Raw genomic sequence first — 17,162 nt, forward strand, 5'->3', positions numbered from 1 at the left:
AGGCGGGCGCTCCGGGGGCGGCGGACGCCCCCGCCGTTCCTGCTGTTCCCGCCGTCGCGGGGGTGCCGGGGGTGCCGGGAGTGCCAGGGGCGCCGGTCGCCGCCGGCGTGTCCGTACCGGCGGCCGTCGCCGTCCGGTCCGCCGGTCCGCCCGGCTGGGCGGGCACGTCGGAGGGCAGGCCGGCGGCCGCCGCCTCCTGGCGAGGGCGCGCGCGTTCCTGCGGCCGGGCAGCCAGCGGCTGTCGGCCTTCGTGGGAGGTGGGATGCTCCGTCACGCGTGGGATTCCGTCCGTCCGGGCCGGTGGTGCGATGCACTCGCTCTTCTCGCCGATGCCGCGCCTTCGGCAGGGATAAACCCCTCGTATGCAGCGGATGTGGACGTTCCGCGAGCGGCGGCAACGGCAGGGGTCGGAACACCCGGGCGCACGTCCGGCACTGCTCTCCCCCTCGTGGATGACTTGCGGTCAGGTCCTGTGCTGTGATCGGTCGTTGACGTGGTCTTCGGTCGGTCTGACGTGCTGTTCGATCCGCTTCTGCCGTGCGGAGGACGATCCTACGTTTGAACCCCGGGGGCGCATCAAGGGTCTCACGGGGCAGTATGGGCCGGAGTGCGGTCCCAGTCACCGGGCAGCGGCGGCACCGGCCACCCCGGATCGGGCCGCCAGTCCTCCCAGCCGTCCGCGAACGGCGTCCCCCACGATCCGATCAGATCCACCGCCCGCCGTCCCGCCGCCTTCACCCGCGCGGCCTGTTCCGGATCCATCAGGCCGGACCGCTGGGCCTGCGCGAACTCGTCCTCGTCCCGCCACAGCCAACTGCGGTCGGGGTAGACGGAGATGTCGAGGAAGTGGTCCTCGGAGTCGACGCCGCCGGACCAACGGGTGCGCGGCTCCTCCAGGTTCACGTACCAGCTGCGGAAGCGCCAGCCCCGCTCCCAGAAGAGCCACACCGACCAGGGGTCCCCGGGCCGGGCCAGCTTGAGGACCCCGCTGCCGAACCAGCGGGACCGCTCCGTGGTGCGCGGGGCGGTGTACCGGGTGGCGAGCGGCTCCTCGTGCACGGGCGTGCCGTCGGTGAGCACCGGCCGTACGCATTCGGTGCCGGGCGCCATCCAGACCGCGAGCAGCTCGGGCGTGTCCTGGACGACGGTCACCGGCCGGCAGATGTGCACGGCGCCGGTGCCGTTGCCGCGGTAGCGCCAGAGGATCTGCTCCCCTGGCGCCCAGTGCTGAGGGCCGCCCGACTCTGTCATGCGCAGATCTTAGGGGCGCGCTCCCACCACCGCTGCGGCACAGGTCACGGAGGAGTGCGGATGAGTCAGCCGCCGTCGCTGACGAACCGCCCACCGGCGCGCGGACCGCCCCTTCGTCTACGGGTGCGTCATCCGCAGCACGTCGAGCGCCTCGTCCAGCTGCTCGACCGTGAGGTCGCCCCGCTCGACGTACCCGGACGCGAGCACCACCTCGCGGATGGTCTTCCGCTCGGCGAGGGACTTCTTGGCCACCTTGGCGGCCTCCTCGTAGCCGATGTACTTGTTCAGCGGGGTGACCACGGACGGCGAGGACTCGGCGTACTCGCGGGCGCGCTCGACGTTGGCGGTGATCCCGTCGACCGTGCGGTCCGCGAGCAGCCGGGAGGCGTTGGCCAGGAGCCGTACCGACTCCAGGAGGTTCTTGGCCATCACCGGCAGCATCACGTTGAGCTCGAAGTTCCCGGCCGCGCCCGCCACCGCCACCGTGGTGTCGTTTCCGGTCACCTGCGCGGCGACCATCAGGACGGCCTCGGGGACGACCGGGTTCACCTTGCCCGGCATGATCGACGAGCCGGGCTGGAGGTCGGGGAGGTTGATCTCCGCCAGGCCGGTGCGCGGGCCGCTGGCCATCCAGCGCAGATCGTTGGAGATCTTGGTGAGGGAGACGGCGATGGTCCTGAGCTGCCCGGACGTCTCCACGAGGGCGTCGCGGGCGCCCTGTGCCTCGAAGTGGTCGCGGGCCTCCGTCAGCGGCAGGCCCGTCGCCCGCGCGACCTCCGCGATGACGGCCGCCGAGAAGCCGGCCGGGGTGTTGATGCCGGTGCCCACCGCCGTACCGCCGAGGGGGAGTTCGGCGAGCCGGGGAAGGGCGGAGCGCAGCCGCTCCACGCCGTACCGGACCTGGGCCGCGTAGCCGCCGAACTCCTGGCCGAGGGTGACCGGGGTGGCGTCCATCAGATGCGTACGGCCCGACTTCACGACCGTCGCGAATTCGGCCGATTTTCGCTCCAGGGCGGCGGCCAGATGTTCGAGCGCGGGGATCAGGTCGCGGGTGACGGCGCCGGTGGCCGCGATGTGGATGGAGGACGGGAAGACGTCGTTGGAGGACTGCGAGGCGTTCACGTGGTCGTTGGGGTGGACGTCCCGGCCCTCGGGGAGCCGCTCGCCCGCGAGCGTGGCGATCACCTCGTTGGTGTTCATGTTGGACGAGGTGCCGGAGCCGGTCTGGAAGACGTCCACGGGGAAGTGGTCGTCCCACCGCCCCTCGGCGACCTCCTCCGCCGCCGAGGCGATCGCCCCGGCCAGATCCGCGTCGATCACCCCCAGGTCGGCGTTGACCGTGGCCGCGGCGGCCTTGATCCGGGCCAGGGCCTCGATGTGGGCGCGCTCCAGGCGCTGGCCCGAGACGGGGAAGTTCTCCACGGCCCGCTGGGTCTGCGCACGCCACTTGGCGTGCGCGGGGACCCGCACCTCGCCCATGGAGTCGTGCTCGATCCGGTACTCGTCGGCTGCACTGTTCGTCGTCATCTCTTCCTCGACCTCCTGGCTGTGCCCATCGGGGGGCGACCCCCAACCCCCCGAAAAAGTTGAGCACTTGTCTTGTTCGATGTATTCCCAACACGCGTACCGGCCAGTAAAAACCGTGGGTAACCCCACTTCCAGGAGGCGCAATGAAGCGCACCAGGTACAGACTCCGCTGGCCCATCGCCGCCGTCGCCGCGGCCGCCGCCGCGCTCGGCACGATGACCGCGGCGGCCCCCGCCGGCGCCGCCCCCGCCACCGGCCCGGCGGCGGTCACCGCTTCCGTACCGCTCCCGCCCGAGCTGGAGGCGATCCGGGCCGCCGAGGCCACCAAGATCTACGGCGACCCGGCCGAGCGCCCGCTCGCGCAGCGCAGGACCGGCCTGATCTCCCTCGGCGACAGCGAGATCTCCGGCGAGGGCGTCGGCACCTACGAGCCCCCCACCAACGGCCCGACCAACTGGTGCCACCGCTCGCCCGACGCCGCCATCCACCGCACCGGCATCCCCGCGGACCTCACCTTCAACGTCTCCTGCTCCGGCGCCTACACCGGCAACATCCGGATCGGCGGCTCGAAGCAGTACGCCGACGAACTCGTCCAGAGCGACAACCTCGCGGTCAAGGCCCGCAACACCCGGATCAAGATGGTCCTGCTCGTCGCCGGAGCCAACGACGACCTGCAGTTCGGCCCCGTCATGACCGACTGCGTCACCCGGTACGTGCTCAGCCAGGGCACCTGCGAGCCCAAGTACGCCCCTGGCTGGCAGGCACGCGTGGACGCGCTCGTCCCCAAGGTCGAGCAGACCGTGCGCGACCTCAAGACCGTCATGCGCGACGCCGGATACGCCGACGGCGACTACAAGCTCGTCGTCATGGGCTACCCCAGCCCCATCGGCCCCGACTTCCACGACAACCCGAACTTCCCCGGGAAGCTCTCCTGCGGCGGCATGGGCTACGACTCCGACACCAAGTGGGGCCGCAACACCGCCGTCCCCGCCTTCGAACGCGGCATGCGCAAGGTCGCGGCGGACACCGGAGCCGTCTACCTCGACAACTCGCGCCTCTTCCACGGGCACGAGGTCTGCATGGAGGACACCTGGGCCCGGGGCCTCTACATCGACCTCTCCAAGCCCGGCGGGATCGACGAGAACAGCACCCGCCAGTCCTTCCACCCCAACAAGAGCGGTCACGGCGCCTTCGCGTCCTGCCTGACCCAGATCTACAACTCGGGTCTCCGTGAGGCCGGTTGCGCCGACGTCAACTCCTCGGGCACGCCGACCCTCTTCCCGGTCGCCTGGGACGACGCGTACAAGCCGCTCAAGGTCGAGGCCACCGGCAACTGCCTGGACGTGAACGCGTCCGAGTCCGCCAACGGCACCGCTGTCCTCGGCTGGGACTGCCACGGCGGCCGCAACCAGGGCTGGTGGCACGACTCCGCCCGGCAGACGCTCCACACCCAGCTCACCCAGGACCGCTGCCTGGACGTGCCCGGCGCCGTCTACCAGGCGGGCAAGGCGCTCATCGTCTGGAACTGCAGCGGCGCCGCCAACCAGAGGTTCGTCCGCGACGGCGCCACGATCCGGCCCGCCGCCGCGACCGGACTCTGCCTTACCCAGGGCGCGGCGAAGGAGCCGATCAGGCTCCAGAACTGCGACGGCTCCGCGAAGCAGAAGTTCGCGTAGGGCCCGCGAAGACGCCGTGGCCTCCGTCCGGTGCGGGACGGGGGCCACGGTCATGCTCAGAGGGCCTTCGCCGTGCTCTTCGCCAGCTCGTACGCCGGGAGCATCGCCCGGTGCTCCGCCGTGTCGAGCCCGCCGAGGTGGACGATCACCGTCCCCTTCGGGGTCGCGACGGCGAAGGCCCGCTCGTCCTTGGGGTCGCCCACCAGCTCGTTCGCGACCGTGTACGTCACCTCGGTCGCGGGCAGCGCGCCCGCCTTCGTCTCCCGGTAGGTGACGGCGGTGGCCTTCTCCTCGGCCTTCATGAAGCCTTCGAGGGCGGCCCGGGCGGGACCCTTCCCCGCCGTCCACACCCGCAGGTATCCGATGTGCCCCGCCGGCTTGGCGTCCACCTCGCAGCGGACCGTGGCCGGCCCCTGGCGGGTGAGCGCCGCGAACTCCGGGTTCTCGGGGTCCTCGACCGCCTCGGCCTTCCACTTCTCCGCCAGCGCGAAGGAGACGGGCAGCGCGCAGGCCGTCCCCGGACCGCCGAGGCTCGCGCCGGAGGGGGCCGCGGCCTTCGCGTCCTTCGAGGCCTGCGGCCCGGCCGTGGACGGCGCCGAGGTCGGCCGGGCGCCCTGCGTGACCTCGGGCAGCGGCTCGGGAGCGGCGCAACCGGCCGTCAGTACGCCGCTGACCAGCAGGGCGGCGGCCGGGGCCATGATCCGTATCGGGTGTTCCATGGCCGTCAGAGTAGCCGCGTGGCCGGGCGGGCCCGGGACGGGAGGCGGACAATGACAGCGAGCCGAGGGGGAGAGCCACCACCCGCGAGGAGGCAGGTCATGTCCCGGAGCTTCAGGAGGACCGGTGCGCTCGGCGCCGCCACCGTCGCACTCGTCACCTTCGTCGCCGCAGCCCCGGCATCCGCCGCCGCACCCCGGGTCGTGGACCTCGAATTCACCCTCTACGCCCAGGAAGTCGTGGGCGAGGAGCCCGGGGAACCCGAGGGGCCCGTGGCCGGCGAGGAGACCGGCGAGGGCGTTCCGGCCCCCGCGGTCGGCGACACCTTCGCCTTCGCCGAGGACCTGTACAGGACCAAGGGCGGCGAGAAGGTCGGCCGGGACGCCGTGACCTGCACCGTGGCGCGTGTCGGCGGCCCCGGCAGCCCCGGCGACCTGACGTGCGTGGGCACCTTCGCCCTGGCCGGCGGCCAGATCGCCGGCCAGGTCCTCCTCCCGTTCTCGTCGGAGACCGAGCAGCCCGCCCCGTTCGACATCGCCGTCACCGGTGGGACCGGCGACTTCAAGGACGTACGCGGTCAGATCCGCTCGACCGAGGACGGGGAGTACGCGCGGCTGGACTTCCGCCTCACCCGCTAGGAGAGCTTGCCGTCGTAGTCGGGGAGCTTGAAGGCGCGCTCGGCGTGCCCGCCGACGATGTCGGTGGTGTTGTTGCCGATGTTCGCGATGATCGTGTAGCCCTTGGCCTCGATCTCCGCGCGCTTCTCCGTCTTGTACGCGCTGACCTCGGCGAACAGGTCGGGCAGCGAGCGCACGTACAGACCGTCGACCGGGTAGCCGACCCGCTTCAGGTTCCAGTCGGTGAGGGAGTGGATGATCCCCGGCCGGGCGGTGACGAAGAAGACCGCCACTCCCTTGGCGTGGGCGTCCTTGACCAGGTCCCGGACGTCGGCGATGGCCGGGGTCGGCAGCTCCCAGAAGGGGTGGAAGTCGGTCTCCAGGGAGGAGTTGTCGATGTCGAGGACGATGGCCTGCTTCTCGCGGCCGGCGTTCTTCGCGCGCTCCTCGATGTACGGGCGGGCCTGGGCGACGACGGCGGCCACGTCCTTGCGCCAGGTCGTGTAGTCCACGTCCGCGAGGGCGGCGGTCGACACCAGGTGGGTGTCGGGGTCGGCCGCGGAGGCGGCGGGCGCGGGGCCGACGACCAGGAAGGCCGTCAGGGCCAGCGCGCCCGTGGCGCCGGCGGCGACGCGGCGGCGGGCGGTCGTGGCCGCGTGGGTGGAGCGGCGGGATGTGGCGGGGGATACGGAGGGCATGGGGGGCTCCCGAGTGGTCTACCGGCTCAGTGGTTGACATGCTCGCGGCCAATACTGACCGGTAGGTAACGAGAGGTCTACCGGTCGGTAGCGAGTTTCTGAGCGGAGTGCCATGGGAGTCCCGCCGGAGTCCCCTCGGGGTCCGAGCGGGAGCCCGTGCTCGGAGCCCGCTCGGAGTCCGGGCGGAGACGACCGGAGCCCCCGGTCCGTGTGCACGGACCGGGGGCTCCGGTGGAAAGCGGGGGCCGGCCGGATCAGCCGAGGCCGGGACCCCGCACCGGGATGTGTGTGAAGGTCGGCTCGGGCGCCGGGTTCTGGAAGAAGTCGTTGCCCTTGTCGTCCACGACGATGAAGGCCGGGAAGTCCTCGACCTCGATCTTCCAGACCGCCTCCATGCCGAGCTCCTCGTACTCGACGACCTCGACCTTCTTGATGCAGTCCTGGGCGAGACGGGCCGCCGGGCCGCCGATCGAGCCGAGGTAGAAGCCGCCGTGCGCGTCGCACGCGGAGGTGACCTGCCCGGAGCGGTTGCCCTTGGCCAGCATGACCTTCGAGCCGCCCGCGGCCTGGAACTGCTCCACGTACGAGTCCATCCGGCCGGCCGTCGTCGGGCCGAAGGAACCGGAGGCGTACCCCTCGGGGGTCTTCGCCGGGCCCGCGTAGTAGACCGGGTGGTCCTTCAGGTACTGCGGCATCTCCTCGCCCGCGTCCAGACGCTCCTTGATCTTGGCGTGCGCGATGTCGCGCGCCACGACCAGCGGGCCGTTGAGGGAGAGGCGGGTCTTGACCGGGTACTTGGTCAGCTCGGCGAGGATGTCGTCCATCGGCTGGTTGAGGTCGATGGTGACGACGTCGGACTCCTCCGACAGGTGCTCGTCGGTCGTGTCCGGCAGGAAGCGCGCCGGGTCGGTCTCCAGCTGCTCCAGGAAGACGCCCTCGGCGGTGATCTTCGCGACGGCCTGACGGTCGGCCGAGCAGGAGACGGCGATGGCGACGGGCAGCGAGGCACCGTGGCGGGGGAGGCGGACGACGCGAACGTCGTGGCAGAAGTACTTGCCGCCGAACTGCGCGCCGATGCCGATCTTCTGCGTGAGCTCGAAGACCTTCTCCTCCAGCTCCTTGTCGCGGAAGCCGTGGCCGGTCTCGGCCGAGCCCTCGGTGGGCAGCTCGTCCAGGTAGTGCGCGGAGGCGTACTTCGCGGTCTTGAGCGCGAACTCGGCGCTCGTGCCGCCGACGACGATCGCCAGGTGGTACGGCGGGCAGGCCGCCGTACCGAGCGAGCGGATCTTCTCCTCCAGGAACTTCATCATGCTCGCCTCGTTGAGGACGGCCTTCGTCTCCTGGTAGAGGAAGGACTTGTTGGCGGAGCCGCCGCCCTTGGCCATGAAGAGGAACTTGTACGCGCCGCCGTCGGTCGCGTACAGCTCGATCTGCGCGGGCAGGTTCGAGCCGGTGTTCTTCTCCTCCCACATGGTCACCGGGGCCATCTGCGAGTACCGCAGGTTGAGCTTGGTGTACGCGTCGTAGATGCCCTTGGACAGGGCCTCCTCGTCGCGGCCGGGGGTGAGCACGTTCTGGCCGCGCTTGCCCATGACGATCGCGGTGCCGGTGTCCTGGCACATCGGGAGGACGCCGGCGGCGGCGATGTTCGCGTTCTTGAGGAGGTCGAGCGCGACGAACTTGTCGTTGCTCGACGCCTCCGGGTCGTCGATGATCCGGCGGAGCTGGGCCAGGTGGGCCGGGCGCAGGAAGTGCTGGATGTCGTGGATCGCCTCGGCGGCGAGCGTGCGCAGCGCCTCGGGCTCGACCTTGAGGAACGTACGGCCGTCGGCCTCGAAGGTGGAGACACCTTCGGAGGTCACCAGGCGGTAGGGCGTGGTGTCCTCTCCCAGGGGGAGCAGATCGGAGTACGCAAACTCTGGCATGACGGCAGCCATTCCTCACTCGGCAGACAGCAACGCCGCCTCCATTGGCCGCGCGCCCTCCAGCGTAGAACGAGGGCGCGGCCCCGATCCTGTGAGGTAAGGCTCACTTGGACGCGGGACCGCGCCGATGTGGCGTGTTCCGGAGGGAGGGCGGGCGCCGGGACTTCGACGCCGTGACGTCAACCCGCCGTTTCCGAAGGCCGGTTCGTCGCGTCTTCCTCCACAGGCCCGGCCCCGCCCACTGGTCGCGATCTATCGCGTTTCGCTAGGCTGGCTCCGTGGACCTCGAAAAGAAGCCCGAACCCGAAAAGCAGCCGCAGCCGCAGCGGTCGGCCGCTCCCGCCGAGCCCGCCCCGGCCGAGACCGCTTTCGCCGACCCGCGAGGCGCGTTGCGGGCGTCCGACGCGGACCGGGACCGGATCGCGGACATCCTCCGGGACGCCCTGGCCGAGGGCCGCATCGATCCCGAGGAGCACTCGGACCGGATCGACGCGGTCTACCGCGCCAAGACCGTCGGGGAGCTGGAGCCGATCGTCCGCGACCTGCCGAGCGCCCGGACCCGCCGGGATCCCGAGCCGGTGTACGAGGACGATCCGGCCGGCGTCGACGGTGAGGCGGACAGCCTGGTCGCGATCTTCTCCAGCACGACCCGCAAGGGCCGGTGGCGGGTGAGCCGCAGGACGAACGCGTTCGCGCTCTTCGGCAACATCGAGATCGATCTGACCGAGGCGATCTTCGCGCAGCGCGTCACGACGATCAACGCCACGTCGATCTTCGGGAACGTCGAGGTGCGGGTCCCGGAGAACGTCAGCCTGCGCGGCAACGGCAGCGGAATCTTCGGCAACTTCGAGGTCGTGACGCTGGAAGGCGTCGATCCGCAGGCCCCGGTCGTCGTCGTCAACGGCTACTCGGTCTTCGGCAACGTCGAGGCGAGGCCCAAGCGCGGGAAGTGGATCACCGACCTCCAGGGCAAGCTGCGCAAACACCTCGGCCACTGACCCGGCCGTCGACCGCCGTCGACCGGCAGCCACCCGCCGACCGACCTCGGCCGATGACCGCCGCCGCCGGCCGCCGCGACCTCGGCCGATGACCGCCGCCGACGCCGCCGCGACCTCGGCCGACGAGCGCCGCCGACCCGGCCGGCGCCCGGGTCGCCGGCTCGGTCGTCGCCCCGGTCGGGCGGTGACCGGATTTCGTCCACGGGTATCCGCAGAGCGGAACGGGGCGGCACGCAGTGCATAGGCGCGCGCACAGCGGGTAGGGCTGCTGCATCGCCGCTCGCTCGCGAAGCCGTCGTCAGGAGTAGACCGTGCTGCCACTGCCGCATCAGCCCCTCCAGGTCGCCGCCGTGCCCCCTCAGCGCACACCTGCCCGGGAGGACGAGGCCGGTCCCTGGCACGCGGAGGCGGTGTGCCGCCGGGACGAGGCCGGGCTGTTCTTCGCCCCCTCCAAGGAGCCGACCGCCGCGCGGCTCGCGCGCGAGGAGGCGGCCAAGCGCGTCTGCGCCCGCTGTCCCGTGATGGTCGAGTGCCGGGAGCACGCGCTGCTCCAGCCCGAGCCGTACGGCGTGTGGGGCGGGCTCACCGCGGCGGAGCGCCGTGTGGTCCTGGCCAGGCGCCGGAGGCGTGAGGTGGAGCTCAGAAAGGCGTCCGCGACCGACGGCCGGATCGCCCAGGCGGGCTGACGGGCGCGCGGACCCCGTCAGCGGCCCGTACGGGAAGGGGCGCCCCCACCGCACATGGGGGCGCCCCTCTTCGTGTCGTTCAGCCGACCGGTCGGCTCACGTGCGATGCCTTACTTGGCGCGATCGAAGTCGATCTTGCTGTACGCGCGCAGCTTCGAGAGCCGGTGCGTCGAGTCGATCTGGCGGATCGTGCCGGACTTCGAGCGCATGACCAGCGACTGCGTGGTCGCCGTCTCGGCGCGGTAGCGCACACCGCGCAGCAGCTCGCCGTCGGTGATGCCGGTCGCGACGAAGAAGACGTTGTCGCCGCTGACCAGGTCGTTCGTGGAGAGCACCCGGTCCAGGTCGTGGCCCGCGTCGAGCGCCTTCTGACGCTCGGCCTCGTCCTTCGGCCACAGCTTGCCCTGGATCACACCGCCGAGGCACTTGATGGCGCAGGCGGAGATGATGCCCTCGGGCGTGCCGCCGATGCCCATGAGCATGTCGACGCCCGTGCCCTCGCGGACGGCCATGATCGAACCGGCGACGTCGCCGTCCGAGATGAACTTGATCCGGGCCCCGGTCTCGCGGATCTCCTTGACGATGCCCTCGTGGCGGGGGCGGTCCAGGATCATGACCGTGATGTCCTCGGGCGAGGAGTTCTTCGCCTTGGCGACCCGGCGGATGTTGACCGAGACGGGGGCGTTGATGTCGACGAAGTCGGCGGCCTCGGGGCCGGTGACCAGTTTGTCCATGTAGAAGACCGCGGACGGGTCGAACATGGCGCCGCGGTCCGCGGCGGCCAGGACGGCGATGGCGTTCGGCATGCCCTTGGCGTTGAGCGTGGTGCCGTCGATCGGGTCGACGGCGATGTCGACCTCGGCGCCGGTGCCGTCGCCGACCCGCTCGCCGTTGAACAGCATCGGGGCTTCGTCCTTCTCGCCCTCGCCGATGACGACGACGCCGTTCATCGAGACGGTGGAGATCAGGGTCCGCATGGCGTTGACCGCCGCGCCGTCCGCGCCGATCTTGTCGCCGCGACCGACCCAGCGGCCGGCGGCCATGGCGGCGGCCTCGGTGACGCGGACCAGCTCAAGGGCGAGGTTGCGGTCGGGGGCCTCGGGGGAGACGACGAGTTCGGGCGGCAGGTGATGGCTCTCGGTCATCGAAGCGCACCTTTCTGTACGGCGACGGCCGGGAACGGCGACGGCCGGAAAAACGAGGGTGCTCCGACTCTATCGGTACGTCGACAAAATGAGCAGAGGGGCCCACGTTTGAGCAGAGCACCATGATGCGACCATGTGGGGCGTGGCAGGTATGCGAGGTAGGCAGACGGTACGAGGGATGTTCCAGTCCCTCGGGGTGATCATGGTCGCTGCGGGAGTGATGTATCTCTTCATCCCGCACGACGAGAGCGCGGCTCCGGTCAAGGCGAAGGACTACCGCGTCGAGCTCCTGACGGCCCAGCGGGCGGCACCGTATCCGGTGCTGGCGCCCGAGGGCCTGGGGGCGGACTGGAAGGCGACGGTCGTCTCGTACAAGCGCGAGAAGAGCGACGCCTGGCAGCTCGGGTTCCTCTCCCCGGACACGCAGTACGTGGCGATCCACCAGTCGACGGCGGAGCCGGGCAAGTATGTGCCCGAGGTCACGCACGAGGCGAAGAACACCGGGAAGACCCAGTCGGTGGGCGGCCAGGTGTGGCAGCGCTGGGAGGGGCCGAAGTACGACGCGCTCGTCCGGACGGAGAGCGGCTCGACGACGGTCGTGACCGGCACGGCGTCGTTCGAGCGGCTGGCGGAGATGGCGGGCTCGCTCAAGCCGCACAAGGCCTGACGGGCCGGCTGAAGCCGCACACGGCCTGAGGGCCGCGCTTTGGCCGCACCAGGCCTGACGGGCGCGCAAGGCGTACGGGAAGGGCCCCGCACTCGGTGAGTGCGGGGCCCTTCGCGCGTGTGCGGTCCGGCGCGGACGTCAGACGGTGGTGACGACGTCGTCGTAGGCCAGGCGCGGGGAGCGCGGGAACCAGGCGTCCTCGCCCGGCTTGCCGATGTTGACGACCATCAGCGGGGTGTGGTCGGCGTCCAGGAACTCCTTCTGGAGGCCGGCGAAGTCCAGACCGGTCATCGGGCCGGCGGCGAGGCCGGCGGCGCGGACGCCGACGATGAAGTACGCGGCCTGGAGGGCGGCGTTCAGCACGGCGGACTGCTCGCGGACCGGGCGCTCCGAGAAGAAGACGTCCTTGGCCTGCGGGAAGTGCGGGAGCAGGGCCGGGAGCTCCTCGTGGAACTCGTTGTCGGCGGAGAGGATCGCGACCAGCGGGGCGGTCGCCGTCTTCGGCTGGTTGCCCTCGGCCATGTGCTTGACCAGGCGCTCGCGGGCCTCGGGGGAGCGGACCAGGGTGATGCGCAGCGGGGTCTGGTTGAAGGCGGTCGGGCCGTACTTCACCAGGTCGTAGATCGCCTGGACCTGCTCGTCGGTCACCGGCTCGTCGGTGAACGTGTTGGCGGTGCGGGCCTCACGGAAAAGGAGGTCCTGGGCGGCGGAGTCAAGGGCGAGAGACATGCTGCGTACCTTCCGGACTGCAAAAGAGGATCGCCCGTAAGGAAGTTCGAGCGACGTCTTCGACAGTACGCCCCTGATTGGTGAAACTTCAACTAATCCATCCGGATAGTGATCCGCTTCACTGCCGAGTCTACGTCAGGGCATGCCGGGTCGGGGCGGGGGCGCCGCCCGAGCCCGGCAGCGGGGGCTACTCCTCCCCGCCCGCCTCCTCGGCCTCCGCGGCACGCTCCGCCGCGAGCGAGGCGTCCAGGCGGGCCCGTGCGCCCTCGAGCCGCCGTCGGCAGACCTTCGCCAGCTCCTCGCCGCGCTCCCAGAGCGCGAGGGACTCCTCCAGGGACGTCCCGCCGGCCTCCAGTCGCCGTACGACCTCGACGAGCTCGTCCCGCGCCTGCTCGTAGCCGAGCGCCGCCTCTTCCGTACCGGCCGCCATGTGCTCCACCTCCGTGTGTCCGCTTCTCTCTCGATGTCTTCGCCGTCTTCGCCGATGGGCCGCTCAGGCCGGATCGGCCCCGCCGGGGCCGCCGCCCGCGTCCACCCGCCGTACCGCGAACTCGCCCTCCGCGACCCGCGCCCGCAGCTCCTCGCCCTCCGCGACCTCCTCCGGGGAGCGGACCACCGAGCCGTCCGCCCGCTGGAGCACCGCGTACCCCCGCTCCATCGTCGCGGCGGGCGACAGCGCCCGGACCCGCGCCCGCGTGTGCGACAGCTCGGAGTCGGCCCGGTCCAGGAGGTGCCCCAGGACCCGGCGGCTCCGCGCGAGCAGCGCGTCGACCTCGTCCTCGCGGACCTCGACCATCCGCTGCGGATGCTCCATGACGGGCCGCCCGAGCGCGTGCGCGAGACCGCGCTCCTCGCGCTCCAGGAGTCCCCGCACGGTCCGCAGCGCCCGGTCCCGCAGCCCGCGCACCCGGTCGAGCTCCTCCCCGACGTCCGGTACGACCTTCTTGGCCGCGTCCGTCGGCGTCGAGGCCCGCAGGTCCGCCACCAGGTCGAGGAGGGGCGAGTCCGGCTCGTGCCCGATCGCGGAGACCACCGGCGTACGGCAGTCGGCGACGGCCCGGACGAGCTGCTCGTCCGAGAACGGCAGCAGGTCCTCGACGCTGCCGCCGCCCCGGGCGACGATGATCACGTCCACGTCCTCGTGGGCGTCGAGCTCCTTGACCGCCTGGACGACCTGCGGGACCGCCTTCACGCCCTGCACCGGGACGTTCCGCACCTCGAAGCGCACGGCGGGCCAGCGACGCCGCGCGTTCTCCAGGACGTCCCGCTCCGCCGCCGAGGCCCGTCCGCAGACGAGCCCGATCAGGTGCGGCAGGAACGGCAGCGGCTTCTTCCGGTCGAGCGCGAAGAGCCCCTCGGCCGCCAGGCTCCGCTTCAGCTGCTCCAGCCGGGCGAGCAGCTCGCCGATCCCGACCGGCTTGATCTCCACGGCCCGCAGCGACAGCTGCCCGCGCGGCGCGTACCACTCGGGCTTGGCGTGCACGACGACCCGGGCGCCCTCGGACACCAGGTCCGCGACCGAGTCGAAGACCTGGCGGTAGCAGGTGACGCCGATGGAGATGTCGTACGAGGGATCCCGCAGCGTCAGGAAGACGACCCCGGCGCCCGGGCGCCGCGACAGCTGCGTGATCTGCCCCTCGACCCAGATCGCTCCGAGCCGGTCGATCCAGCCCCCGATCAGCCGGGAGACCTCACCGACGGGAAGCGGTGCTTCGGCGGACGTAGTCAGAGCCATGGACCGAGCGTAACGGCGCGGTACGACAACGTGTACGAGGACGGGGACGGCGAAGGGGCGGCAGCGCGTACGGGAACGGGGGCGGCGGCCCGTACGGAGACGGGGACGGCCCCGCGAGGCAGCGGCGGCGGCACCCGAGGAGACACGTCAGGGCCGCGCCGCCGGCGCCCGTGTCGTGCCCTGCACGGCCAGGACGACGAACCCGATCCCCAGCCACACCACACCCACCACCTGCGCGGCGACCGAGGCCTCCACGATCACCGCGATCAGGATCGCCGCCCCGACGACCGGCATGACGACGTGCTTCAGCCAGTGCGGCGGCCCCTCCGCCCGCTGTACCGCGAACCACCCCACCACGCTCGCGTGCAGCAGCACGAACGCCGTCAGCGCGCCGACGTCGACCACCGACACCAGGTGGTCCAGGCCGTCGTCCCGCCGCGCCGCCCACAGGGCCGCGACCATCGTCACCGTCGCCGCCACGAGCAGCGCCACCCGCGGCACGCCCGAATCCGTCCGGGCGAGGACGTGCGGCAGCCGCCGGTCGCGGCCCATCGCGAAGAGCAGCCGGCTGCCGGCCGCCTGCCCCGCGAGGGCGGCGAAGGCCGCGCCGATCGCCTTCGAGACCGCGACCAGGTCGTGCAGCCAGCTGCCGACCGACACCTCCACGGCGTCGTAGAAGGCGGAACCCTGCTTCACCGGATCGGCGGCGAGCTCGGCCGAGGAGACCGGTTCGAGGAGGGCCACGAGCCAGGTCTGCGCCACGAACAGCGCGCCCGCGAGCACCAGGCAGAACAGCACCGCCCGCGCGACCTTCGCCGAACCGCCCGTGACCTCCTCCGCGAAGGAGGCGATCGCGTCGAAGCCCAGGTACGACAGCACCGCGACCGACACCGCGCCGATGACCGCGGCGGTCGAGAACGACACGTCACCGGTCAGCGGCGACCACCAGTCGCGCCGCGCCCCGTCCCGTACGAGCACCACCACCGCCGACACGACGAAGACCAGCAGGACGACGATCTCCATCGCGAGCACGGCGAAGCCGACCCGGGCCGCGGCCCGTACGCCCCAGAGGTTGAGCAGGGTGGTGATCACCACGGCGATCCCGGTCCACACCCACCGGTCCACCTCCGGGACCAGCGCTTCCATGGCGATGCCCGCGAAGAGGTAGGCGACGGCCGGGATCAGCATGTAGTCGAGGAGCGCCATCCAGCCGGCGACGAACCCGGGCCCCTCGCCGAGGCCCTTGCGGGCGTACGCGAAGACCGAGCCGGCCTGGGGCGCGACCCGCACCATCTGGGCGTAGCTGAAGGCCGTGAAGGCCATGGCGACCGTGGCCACGACGTACACCAGTGCGACGGCCCCGTGGGACTTGGCGTCGAGCGTGCCGAAGACCCCGACGGGGGCCATCGGCGCGATGAAGAGGAGCCCGTAGACGACCAGGTCACGGAAGCCGAGGCTCCGACGGAGATCCGTGTGTTCCCCGTGCCCCTCGCGCGCAGCCACCTGCGGTTCCTCGGCCATGCGGTCAGTCTCGGCCACGGCACCGATCAAAGCGCTGACCGACGCGGCCTTACGATGGGACGCATGACTGCAACGCCCGCGTCGACGCCCGAGTCCGCCCCCGCGACGAACCGCCCGAAGCGTGTCCTGCTCGCCGCTCCCCGCGGCTACTGCGCGGGCGTGGACCGTGCCGTGATCGCCGTGGAGAAGGCCCTGGAGCAGTACGGGGCGCCGATCTACGTACGCCACGAGATCGTCCACAACAAGTACGTGGTCCAGACGCTGGAGCGGAAGGGCGCGATCTTCGTCGACCAGGCGACCGAGGTGCCGCCGGGCAACATCGTGATGTTCTCCGCGCACGGCGTCGCCCCGACCGTCCACGAGGAGGCCCGCCAGGGCCGGCTCGCGACGATCGACGCGACCTGCCCGCTCGTCACCAAGGTCCACAAGGAAGCCGTCCGCTTCGCCAACGAGGACTTCGACATCCTCCTCATCGGCCACGAGGGCCACGAGGAGGTCATCGGCACCTCCGGCGAGGCCCCCGACCACATCCAGCTGGTCGACGGCCCCGGCGACGTCGCCAAGATCGAGGTCCGCGACCCCTCCCGGGTCGTCTGGCTCTCCCAGACCACGCTCTCGGTCGACGAGACGATGGAGACGGTCGACGCGCTGAAGGAGAAGTTCCCGCAGCTGATCTCCCCGCCGTCCGACGACATCTGCTACGCCACGCAGAACCGCCAGATCGCGATCAAGGAGCTCGCCGGCCAGGCGGAGCTGGTGATCGTCGTCGGCTCGAAGAACTCCTCGAACTCGATCCGCATGGTCGAGGTCGCCAAGCAGGCCGGCGTCCCCGCCGCGTACCTGGTCGACTTCGCGAGCGAGATCGACGAGGCCTGGCTGGAGGGCGTGACCAGCGTCGGTCTCTCCTCCGGCGCCTCCGTCCCGGACATCCTGGTGCAGGAGGTCCTGGAGTGGCTCTCCGAGCGCGGCTACGCGGACGTCGAGATCGTCAAGACGGCCGACGAGTCCCTCACCTTCTCCCTGCCCAAGGAGCTCCGCAACAAGGACCTGCGGGCCGTGGCGGAGAAGCTCGGCGCGGGTGAGCCCGCGGCCGCCGCCAAGGAGTAACTCCACGCGACAGCCCTTACCGTGGGTCCATGAACGTCTTCGGAGTGGACATCGGCGGCTCGGGCATCAAGGGCGCCCCCGTGGACCTGGAGCGCGGAGCGCTCGCCGAGGAGCGCCACAAGGTACTGACCCCGCAGCCCGCCACACCCGACGGTGTGGCGGG

At 71.4% G+C, this 17,162-nt stretch carries 16 protein-coding genes and 2 pseudogenes; 7 read left to right on the top strand and 11 right to left on the bottom strand.

Going from position 1 to position 17,162, the window contains the following annotated elements; genetic code table 11:
- From SGA01_RS39750 to SGA01_RS39760, 3 genes and pseudogenes are all read right to left on the bottom strand, one after another.
- Window positions 1-274 (bottom strand): annotated as a pseudogene (locus SGA01_RS39750) (serine/threonine protein phosphatase); the annotation flags it as partial.
- 311 nt (window positions 275-585) lie between these two features.
- A complete protein-coding gene (gene fomD / locus SGA01_RS39755; RefSeq protein ID WP_141303206.1) occupies window positions 586-1,251 on the bottom strand; it encodes a cytidylyl-2-hydroxypropylphosphonate hydrolase in 666 nt (221 codons plus the stop codon).
- 117 nt (window positions 1,252-1,368) lie between these two features.
- A complete protein-coding gene (locus tag SGA01_RS39760; protein WP_141303208.1) occupies window positions 1,369-2,778 on the bottom strand; it encodes a class II fumarate hydratase in 1,410 nt (469 codons plus the stop codon).
- A 143-nt stretch (window positions 2,779-2,921) separates the two neighbouring features.
- Between SGA01_RS39760 and SGA01_RS39765 the strand changes: the two genes are divergently transcribed.
- A complete protein-coding gene (locus SGA01_RS39765) occupies window positions 2,922-4,454 on the top strand; it encodes a ricin-type beta-trefoil lectin domain protein (RefSeq protein ID WP_141303210.1) in 1,533 nt (510 codons plus the stop codon).
- A 56-nt stretch (window positions 4,455-4,510) separates the two neighbouring features.
- On the opposite strand, the gene SGA01_RS39770 is transcribed toward SGA01_RS39765, so the two are convergent.
- On the bottom strand, window positions 4,511-5,173 hold the full coding sequence (locus tag SGA01_RS39770; RefSeq protein ID WP_141303212.1) for a lipoprotein: 663 nt from the start codon (window positions 5,171-5,173) through the stop codon (window positions 4,511-4,513).
- A 99-nt stretch (window positions 5,174-5,272) separates the two neighbouring features.
- Here SGA01_RS39770 and SGA01_RS39775 point away from each other — a divergent pair, with 99 nt between their 5' ends.
- Window positions 5,273-5,809 carry a hypothetical protein gene (locus SGA01_RS39775; RefSeq protein ID WP_141303214.1) on the top strand — a complete coding sequence of 179 codons (537 nt, stop codon included), beginning with the start codon at window positions 5,273-5,275 and terminating at the stop codon, window positions 5,807-5,809.
- On the opposite strand, the gene SGA01_RS39780 is transcribed toward SGA01_RS39775, so the two are convergent.
- Entirely contained in the window at window positions 5,806-6,486 is a 681-nt protein-coding gene (locus tag SGA01_RS39780) for an HAD family acid phosphatase (RefSeq protein WP_141303216.1), read from the bottom strand. The genes SGA01_RS39775 and SGA01_RS39780 overlap by 4 nt on opposite strands.
- 254 nt (window positions 6,487-6,740) lie before the next feature.
- Complete coding sequence (locus SGA01_RS39785; protein ID WP_055641536.1) at window positions 6,741-8,411, bottom strand: fumarate hydratase; 1,671 nt, start codon at window positions 8,409-8,411, stop codon at window positions 6,741-6,743.
- A gap of 278 nt (window positions 8,412-8,689) precedes the next feature.
- Between SGA01_RS39785 and SGA01_RS39790 the strand changes: the two genes are divergently transcribed.
- Window positions 8,690-9,409 carry a DUF1707 SHOCT-like domain-containing protein gene (locus tag SGA01_RS39790; RefSeq protein ID WP_141303218.1) on the top strand — a complete coding sequence of 240 codons (720 nt, stop codon included), beginning with the start codon at window positions 8,690-8,692 and terminating at the stop codon, window positions 9,407-9,409.
- Window positions 9,410-9,720: 311 nt separating this feature from the next.
- Window positions 9,721-10,095: a WhiB family transcriptional regulator gene (locus SGA01_RS39795; RefSeq protein WP_055641534.1), complete on the top strand. Its 375-nt coding sequence runs from the start codon at window positions 9,721-9,723 to the stop codon at window positions 10,093-10,095.
- Window positions 10,096-10,205: 110 nt separating this feature from the next.
- Here the strand turns inward: SGA01_RS39795 and glpX are convergent, their stop codons facing one another.
- The gene (gene glpX, locus SGA01_RS39800; RefSeq protein ID WP_141303220.1) at window positions 10,206-11,240 is read right to left on the bottom strand and encodes a class II fructose-bisphosphatase; all 1,035 of its coding nucleotides are present in this window, start codon (window positions 11,238-11,240) and stop codon (window positions 10,206-10,208) included.
- 133 nt (window positions 11,241-11,373) lie between these two features.
- Here glpX and SGA01_RS39805 point away from each other — a divergent pair, with 133 nt between their 5' ends.
- Window positions 11,374-11,907, top strand: coding sequence for a DUF4245 domain-containing protein (locus SGA01_RS39805; protein WP_174867694.1), 534 nt, complete (start codon window positions 11,374-11,376; stop codon window positions 11,905-11,907).
- A gap of 138 nt (window positions 11,908-12,045) precedes the next feature.
- Here the strand turns inward: SGA01_RS39805 and SGA01_RS39810 are convergent, their stop codons facing one another.
- From SGA01_RS39810 to SGA01_RS39825, 4 genes are all read right to left on the bottom strand, one after another.
- On the bottom strand, window positions 12,046-12,636 hold the full coding sequence (locus tag SGA01_RS39810; protein WP_055641532.1) for a malonic semialdehyde reductase: 591 nt from the start codon (window positions 12,634-12,636) through the stop codon (window positions 12,046-12,048).
- Window positions 12,637-12,823: 187 nt separating this feature from the next.
- Entirely contained in the window at window positions 12,824-13,066 is a 243-nt protein-coding gene (locus SGA01_RS39815; RefSeq protein WP_141303222.1) for an exodeoxyribonuclease VII small subunit, read from the bottom strand.
- A 63-nt stretch (window positions 13,067-13,129) separates the two neighbouring features.
- Window positions 13,130-14,371, bottom strand: a complete 1,242-nt coding sequence (xseA, locus tag SGA01_RS39820; RefSeq protein WP_141303224.1) for an exodeoxyribonuclease VII large subunit — start codon at window positions 14,369-14,371, stop codon at window positions 13,130-13,132.
- A 147-nt stretch (window positions 14,372-14,518) separates the two neighbouring features.
- Complete coding sequence (locus SGA01_RS39825; protein ID WP_141303228.1) at window positions 14,519-15,892, bottom strand: APC family permease; 1,374 nt, start codon at window positions 15,890-15,892, stop codon at window positions 14,519-14,521.
- Between the two features lie 54 nt (window positions 15,893-15,946).
- Here SGA01_RS39825 and SGA01_RS39830 point away from each other — a divergent pair, with 54 nt between their 5' ends.
- Window positions 15,947-16,999 carry a 4-hydroxy-3-methylbut-2-enyl diphosphate reductase gene (locus tag SGA01_RS39830; RefSeq protein WP_055641528.1) on the top strand — a complete coding sequence of 351 codons (1,053 nt, stop codon included), beginning with the start codon at window positions 15,947-15,949 and terminating at the stop codon, window positions 16,997-16,999.
- Between the two features lie 29 nt (window positions 17,000-17,028).
- Window positions 17,029-17,162, top strand: a pseudogene (locus tag SGA01_RS42530) (ROK family protein); the annotation flags it as partial.

Origin of the sequence: Streptomyces gardneri (genome assembly GCF_006539185.1) — a bacterium.
In the GTDB taxonomy this organism is placed as follows: domain Bacteria; phylum Actinomycetota; class Actinomycetes; order Streptomycetales; family Streptomycetaceae; genus Streptomyces; species Streptomyces gardneri.

What these genes read in the sequence shown, in the direction of transcription:
- fomD (WP_141303206.1), bottom strand. Translation starts at nt 1,251, where the DNA reads ATGACAGAGTCGGGCGGCCCTCAGCACTGGGCGCCAGGGGAGCAGATC.
- SGA01_RS39760 (WP_141303208.1), bottom strand. Translation starts at nt 2,778, where the DNA reads ATGACGACGAACAGTGCAGCCGACGAGTACCGGATCGAGCACGACTCC.
- SGA01_RS39765 (WP_141303210.1), top strand. Translation starts at nt 2,922, where the DNA reads ATGAAGCGCACCAGGTACAGACTCCGCTGGCCCATCGCCGCCGTCGCC.
- SGA01_RS39770 (WP_141303212.1), bottom strand. Translation starts at nt 5,173, where the DNA reads ATGGAACACCCGATACGGATCATGGCCCCGGCCGCCGCCCTGCTGGTC.
- SGA01_RS39775 (WP_141303214.1), top strand. Translation starts at nt 5,273, where the DNA reads ATGTCCCGGAGCTTCAGGAGGACCGGTGCGCTCGGCGCCGCCACCGTC.
- SGA01_RS39780 (WP_141303216.1), bottom strand. Translation starts at nt 6,486, where the DNA reads ATGCCCTCCGTATCCCCCGCCACATCCCGCCGCTCCACCCACGCGGCC.
- SGA01_RS39785 (WP_055641536.1), bottom strand. Translation starts at nt 8,411, where the DNA reads ATGCCAGAGTTTGCGTACTCCGATCTGCTCCCCCTGGGAGAGGACACC.
- glpX (WP_141303220.1), bottom strand. Translation starts at nt 11,240, where the DNA reads ATGACCGAGAGCCATCACCTGCCGCCCGAACTCGTCGTCTCCCCCGAG.
- SGA01_RS39805 (WP_174867694.1), top strand. Translation starts at nt 11,374, where the DNA reads ATGTGGGGCGTGGCAGGTATGCGAGGTAGGCAGACGGTACGAGGGATG.
- SGA01_RS39810 (WP_055641532.1), bottom strand. Translation starts at nt 12,636, where the DNA reads ATGTCTCTCGCCCTTGACTCCGCCGCCCAGGACCTCCTTTTCCGTGAG.
- SGA01_RS39815 (WP_141303222.1), bottom strand. Translation starts at nt 13,066, where the DNA reads ATGGCGGCCGGTACGGAAGAGGCGGCGCTCGGCTACGAGCAGGCGCGG.
- xseA (WP_141303224.1), bottom strand. Translation starts at nt 14,371, where the DNA reads ATGGCTCTGACTACGTCCGCCGAAGCACCGCTTCCCGTCGGTGAGGTC.
- SGA01_RS39825 (WP_141303228.1), bottom strand. Translation starts at nt 15,892, where the DNA reads ATGGCCGAGGAACCGCAGGTGGCTGCGCGCGAGGGGCACGGGGAACAC.
- SGA01_RS39830 (WP_055641528.1), top strand. Translation starts at nt 15,947, where the DNA reads ATGGGACGCATGACTGCAACGCCCGCGTCGACGCCCGAGTCCGCCCCC.